The sequence below is a fragment of the Microbacterium sp. genome, assembly GCF_029263575.1.
Taxonomy (GTDB): domain Bacteria; phylum Actinomycetota; class Actinomycetes; order Actinomycetales; family Microbacteriaceae; genus Microbacterium.
This window is the reverse complement of sequence record NZ_JAJUFV010000204.1, coordinates 1-4,498: the sequence shown is the minus strand read 5'-3', so window position 1 is coordinate 4,498 and position 4,498 is coordinate 1. Positions and strand designations below refer to the sequence as shown.

Below are 4,498 nucleotides of genomic sequence, written 5' to 3'. Positions count from 1 at the left end.
CGTACGCCCGAACCAGCATTGCACCTAGTGCATGTTTCGACTGTGACATACGATTCGGTTATGAAGTGGACGCTGCGCGATCTTCGCTTCTTCGTCGCGGCCGCCGACGCGGGCTCTTTCACGGATGCGGCGGCGCAGCTGTTCGTCTCGCAGGCGGCCGTTTCGCGCACGATCGCGGGGTTTGAGAGCACGGTCGGCGAGATGCTTCTTCGCCGCGTGCCGCGCGGATGCGAGCTCACGGCGGCCGGGCAGCAATTGCTGCCCGAGGCGCGACGGGTGCTCGCCGAGGCCGACAGCTTCACCGAGTTCCTGTCGACTCGACGAAACGTGCTGCGTCTCGGATACGCCTGGGCTGCAATGGGCCGCTTCACTGCGCGCCTCCAACGCGAATGGGCCCAGCGGTACAGCAGCATCGAGCTCGACCTCGTGCGCCACAACTCAGCGACTTCGGGACTCGCCGAAGGACTCTGCGACATCGCGATCGTGCGGCGCCCCGTCGACGACGCACGCTTCGATTCCGTCGTGGTGGGCCTGGAGCGTCGCCTGGTCGTCTTCGCCGCCGACGACCCGAGCTGGGCACGGCGCAGACAGGTGAGCATGGCTGAGATCTCCGACCGCACCGTGCTCACCGACCGCCGCTCGGGCACCACCAGCAGCGACCTCTGGAGCGGGTCAGATCACGCACCGCGCTTCGTCGACTCGTTCGACGTCGACAGCTGGCTCGACGCGATCGCCGCCGGACGCGGCGTCGGCACCACCGCCGAGGCGACCGCGCATCACCACCCCCGCCCGGGGGTGACGTATCGCCCGATCAAGGACGGGCCCCGAATCCCCGTGCGGCTCGCCTGGTGGCGTGACCATCGGCCCGCAGGTCTAGCAGAGCTCGTGGATGCCGCCACCCAGCTGTATGCGAACGGGTGATGCCCGCCTCACGCAAAGACGGTGAGGCCGTAGACGGCGAAGACCACGAGGTGCGCGGCACCGTGCACTGCCGTGACCTTCTTCGCCATGAAGGTCGCCACCGACAGCAGGAACGTGACGCCGAGGAGCATCAGGTTGGTGAGATTCTCGGCGAGCACGACCGTCTGCCCGGTGAGCGCCCCGATGATGAGCACTGCCGGGATGGTGAGGCCGACAGTCGAGACCAGGGCCCCGTGACACAGATTGCTGACGCGTTGGATCTCGCCGCGCAGGGCCGCGCGCACCGACGTGATCGATTCGGGCAGGAACACGATCATGGCGATCAGGATGCCCGACAGGGCGACCGGTGCGCCAGCGCGACCGAGTCCGTCATCGAGCAGCGCTGCCATGTCATGCGAGAGCAGCACGATGGGCACGACCGTCACGATCAGCAACAGCAGGCGCGTCACGATCTCGGCGCGGTGCTGGGCGATGACCCTGAGGACGCTCACGCGGGCATGGGGCGAAGCATCCGTCTGCGACTCGGAGGCGACGGATGCCGGCAGCGAATCGACCTCGCGAAAGTCGTCGGCCTGCCGACCCATCTGTCGGAAAAGGAAGAAAGCGTAGAGGGCGACCGTCAGCACGATGATCGGGATCTGCTGGCCGGTCGTGTACGACCCGTCTTCGCCGATGAGGGCCGGCAGCGCGAAGGCGAGCGAGCTGAGCACGATGAGCATCGCGAGATACAGCAAGACGCCGGTGCGGTTGGGGCGCCTGCCTCCGCGGGCGATGCCTCCGACGAGCAGGGAGAGCCCGATCACGGCGTTGAGGATGATCATCGACACGGCCATGACCGAGTCGCGAGCGATCGTGGCGTGCTCGCCCGGGCCGAGCATGACGGCGGCGATGAGCACGACCTCGATCAACACGATCGAAAGGGTGAGGACGAGTGAGCCGTAAGGATCACCGAGGCGGCGCGCGAGGTGCTCGGCCTCATGGACGACACCGAACGCACACACGAGAATGATCGCGACGATGATCACGAGCGCGATGATGAGAAGCGGCGCCGGGACGGGCGGTTCAAGCAGCGGCCCCGCGAGCGCCAACGCGAGGAAGACGCCCCAGCCGAGTACGAGGCGGACGATGGCGACAGGAGTGACGATAGATCGCAGGGTGACAATCCGGTTTCCACGAGGTCGTCCCCGTGCCGATCGAACGAACGGGCCGTCCCGCTCGCAGGGTCTTTGTCGAGCCTGGTACCGATTCTAGTACGGACGGATGCCTCGGCACCCCGGTACCCTGGAACCATGTCCGATCCGGTTGCCTCCCCCGAGTCGTTCGCGCTGCGCGACGTGCTCGACGCGCGCCGGGGCGAGCTTCAGTGACCGACAAGCCGAAGGGCTGGTTCTTCCTCGTCGGCGCGATCGTCGCAGAGGTCACCGGCTCGCTGTCCCTCAAAGGCGCGCTGGAAACGCCCGCCCTCTACGTCATCGTCGTCGTGGGTTACACCGCCGCATTCGCGCTCCTCTCGCTTGTCTTGCGCACTGGCATGTCGCTGGGCGCCGCCTACGGCATCTGGGGTGCGTGCGGCGTCGCGCTCACAGCGCTTCTGTCGCTCGTCATCTTCGGAGAGCCTTTGACGGTGCCGATGGGCATCGGCATCCTGGTCGTGATCGCCGGAGTGCTGTGTGTCGAATTCGGCGCGCAGGCCGCCCGCAGCACGAGCACGGAGGACGCGTGATGGCCTGGCTGTTCCTCATCTGCGCGATCGTCTTCGAAGTCGGCGGCACACTTTCTCTTCGCGTGGCGGTCGACAAGAAGCGCTGGTACATCTTGGTGGTCGTGGGCTACGTCCTCGCGTTCTCGATGCTCAGCCTCGCCCTGGCCAGCGGCATCCCGCTCGGCGTCGCCTACGGGATATGGGCCGCGGTGGGCGTGGCGCTGACCGCCGTCCTCAGCACGCTCCTCTTCAAAGAACCCTTCACCTGGCTGATGGGCCTCGGCATCGTCCTCATCGTCGGCGGTGTTCTGCTCATCGAACTCGGCGCCGCGCACTGACGCTCGCTGCGCAGTCTAGGAAACTGCCGCGCGGACGATCTGTGCGATGCGTTGCTCTGTCGCTTCGTCAATGCTTTCGAAGTACCACGCAGCCGGCATCAAGCTGCCGTCGGAACCGCCCGCAGGACGAAGCTCGACCTTCTCGGTCAGCGCAAGGTTGACGCGTTCATCGTTGCGCAGCGTCACCAGTGCAGGCGTGCTCGCCGACTGCGCGTACGCAGTCATGCCGTACCAGATCCGCGGCTTCAGCGACGGTACAGCGGTCATGATGACCTCGTGCACACGCTGCACAAGGGAGCGCTGCGGTTCGTCCATCTTCGCGATCTTGTCGGTCACCTGGGCAAGGTTCTTCTCGTCTTTCGATGCCATGTTCATGTCCTCTCATCAACCGACGCTCGCATCGGTGGTTGAAGTCGGCACCCGAGCCCTGCACGGCGCTGTCCGACCTGCTCATCGCCATCGGGGTCGAGGCGATGCATCGAGGCGACGTCGTGGCGCTCGTGCACATCGTCATCACGCGCGAAAAAGTCGACTGAGGCTGGTACAGCGGTGCGCGCCGGGAGGCACGAGCTCACGTCGAGCGCATCCTCAACCGCCTCCCCACACGTGAGCGGGATCCTCTGGCAGCTATGTCTCATTTGGATCCCGAGGACGCACCGCGACTCGAATCGCCAAGGAACTTGGACTGGCGAAGGCGAACGAGATAGGCCCGATCGCGCAGCGACTGGCCGGATGCGTGACGTCGCGCCGCTGGAGAACGGACAGGGCAACTCCTCACCAAAGATTCCCGTAACCAAAACGTTGCATTCGTTACCGTGCCGTTATACAGTAATCACACGGTGAATGTTTGCTGTGGCATCCACCGAATGTGATTGCAGGACACTCTTGGTGCAAGGGATAAGGGCCAGTCGGGAGCCTCTCCGACTGGCCCTTCACCGTTCCAGTAATCTGAATGCATGACGGATCGTAAGCTCGCCCTTGAAGCGTGGGAGAGCCTTTTTCGCGCGCAGCATGAACTCTTCGCCGCGATGGCCGCTGATTTCGAGGACACCCCGATCACCCAGGCCGAGTACGACGTGCTGCTGACCGTCACCCGTGCGCCCGAGATGACGGCACGGCTGCGCGATGTGACCGGCAATATGCTCATCAGTCAACCCAGCGTCTCGCGCCTCGTCGACCGGATGGTCGCCCGCGGGCTTCTCGCGAAATGCCCCGACCCCGAAGACGGTCGCGGTGCGCTTCTGCGCGCGACCGAGGCCGGAGCACGAGGCTTCCGCGAGGTCGCGACGGTGCACGGTCGGTCCATCGCTGAGCAGATGGGGTCGCTGGACGACGACGAGCTGCGCACGCTCAAACAGCTGACGAACAAGCTGCGCGGCCTCTGACCGACCCAGGCTGGGCCCTTCTCCCCCTCGGCCTGTCGCGCTCGATCTGGCATAGTCAATCGTGACGTCTCCGCGACGAAGTCGGAGGCTCGGAGGGATACAACTATGGAGATCGCCGGACTCGTCGGCATTCTGGTTCTGGTCGGCATCGG

The 4,498-nt window shown here is 65.4% G+C and carries 7 protein-coding genes; 5 read left to right on the top strand and 2 right to left on the bottom strand.

Annotation, left to right across the window (positions count from 1 at the left end; translation table 11 throughout):
- Positions 1 to 60: 60 nt before the first annotated feature.
- The gene (locus tag Q1J95_RS14785; protein ID WP_300268946.1) at positions 61 to 921 is read left to right on the top strand and encodes a LysR family transcriptional regulator; all 861 of its coding nucleotides are present in this window, start codon (positions 61 to 63) and stop codon (positions 919 to 921) included.
- A gap of 8 nt (positions 922 to 929) precedes the next feature.
- Here Q1J95_RS14785 and Q1J95_RS14780 read toward each other — a convergent pair whose 3' ends face one another.
- Positions 930 to 2,084, bottom strand: a complete 1,155-nt coding sequence (locus Q1J95_RS14780; RefSeq protein WP_366945561.1) for a calcium:proton antiporter — start codon at positions 2,082 to 2,084, stop codon at positions 930 to 932.
- A gap of 200 nt (positions 2,085 to 2,284) precedes the next feature.
- Between Q1J95_RS14780 and Q1J95_RS14775 the strand changes: the two genes are divergently transcribed.
- Together Q1J95_RS14775 and Q1J95_RS14770 are read left to right on the top strand one after the other, a co-directional pair.
- Positions 2,285 to 2,644 (top strand): SMR family transporter, encoded by a 360-nt coding sequence (locus tag Q1J95_RS14775; RefSeq protein WP_300268943.1) that lies wholly within the window; start codon positions 2,285 to 2,287, stop codon positions 2,642 to 2,644.
- Positions 2,644 to 2,961: a multidrug efflux SMR transporter gene (locus Q1J95_RS14770; protein ID WP_300268941.1), complete on the top strand. Its 318-nt coding sequence runs from the start codon at positions 2,644 to 2,646 to the stop codon at positions 2,959 to 2,961. Before Q1J95_RS14775 ends, Q1J95_RS14770 begins: the two co-directional genes overlap by 1 nt.
- 15 nt (positions 2,962 to 2,976) lie before the next feature.
- Here the strand turns inward: Q1J95_RS14770 and Q1J95_RS14765 are convergent, their stop codons facing one another.
- Positions 2,977 to 3,330, bottom strand: coding sequence for a DUF1801 domain-containing protein (locus Q1J95_RS14765; RefSeq protein WP_300268939.1), 354 nt, complete (start codon positions 3,328 to 3,330; stop codon positions 2,977 to 2,979).
- Positions 3,331 to 3,368: 38 nt separating this feature from the next.
- Between Q1J95_RS14765 and Q1J95_RS14760 the strand changes: the two genes are divergently transcribed.
- Together Q1J95_RS14760 and Q1J95_RS14755 are read left to right on the top strand one after the other, a co-directional pair.
- Positions 3,369 to 3,497: a hypothetical protein gene (locus tag Q1J95_RS14760; protein ID WP_300268937.1), complete on the top strand. Its 129-nt coding sequence runs from the start codon at positions 3,369 to 3,371 to the stop codon at positions 3,495 to 3,497.
- 420 nt (positions 3,498 to 3,917) lie between these two features.
- Positions 3,918 to 4,346: a MarR family transcriptional regulator gene (locus Q1J95_RS14755; protein WP_300268935.1), complete on the top strand. Its 429-nt coding sequence runs from the start codon at positions 3,918 to 3,920 to the stop codon at positions 4,344 to 4,346.
- Positions 4,347 to 4,498 lie beyond the last annotated feature (152 nt).

Bases quoted from the DNA above. Each gene is read 5' to 3' on its own strand.
- Q1J95_RS14785 (WP_300268946.1), top strand. From the start codon at position 61: ATGAAGTGGACGCTGCGCGATCTTCGCTTCTTCGTCGCGGCCGCCGAC.
- Q1J95_RS14755 (WP_300268935.1), top strand. From the start codon at position 3,918: ATGACGGATCGTAAGCTCGCCCTTGAAGCGTGGGAGAGCCTTTTTCGC.
- Q1J95_RS14770 (WP_300268941.1), top strand. From the start codon at position 2,644: ATGGCCTGGCTGTTCCTCATCTGCGCGATCGTCTTCGAAGTCGGCGGC.
- Q1J95_RS14765 (WP_300268939.1), bottom strand. From the start codon at position 3,330: ATGGCATCGAAAGACGAGAAGAACCTTGCCCAGGTGACCGACAAGATC.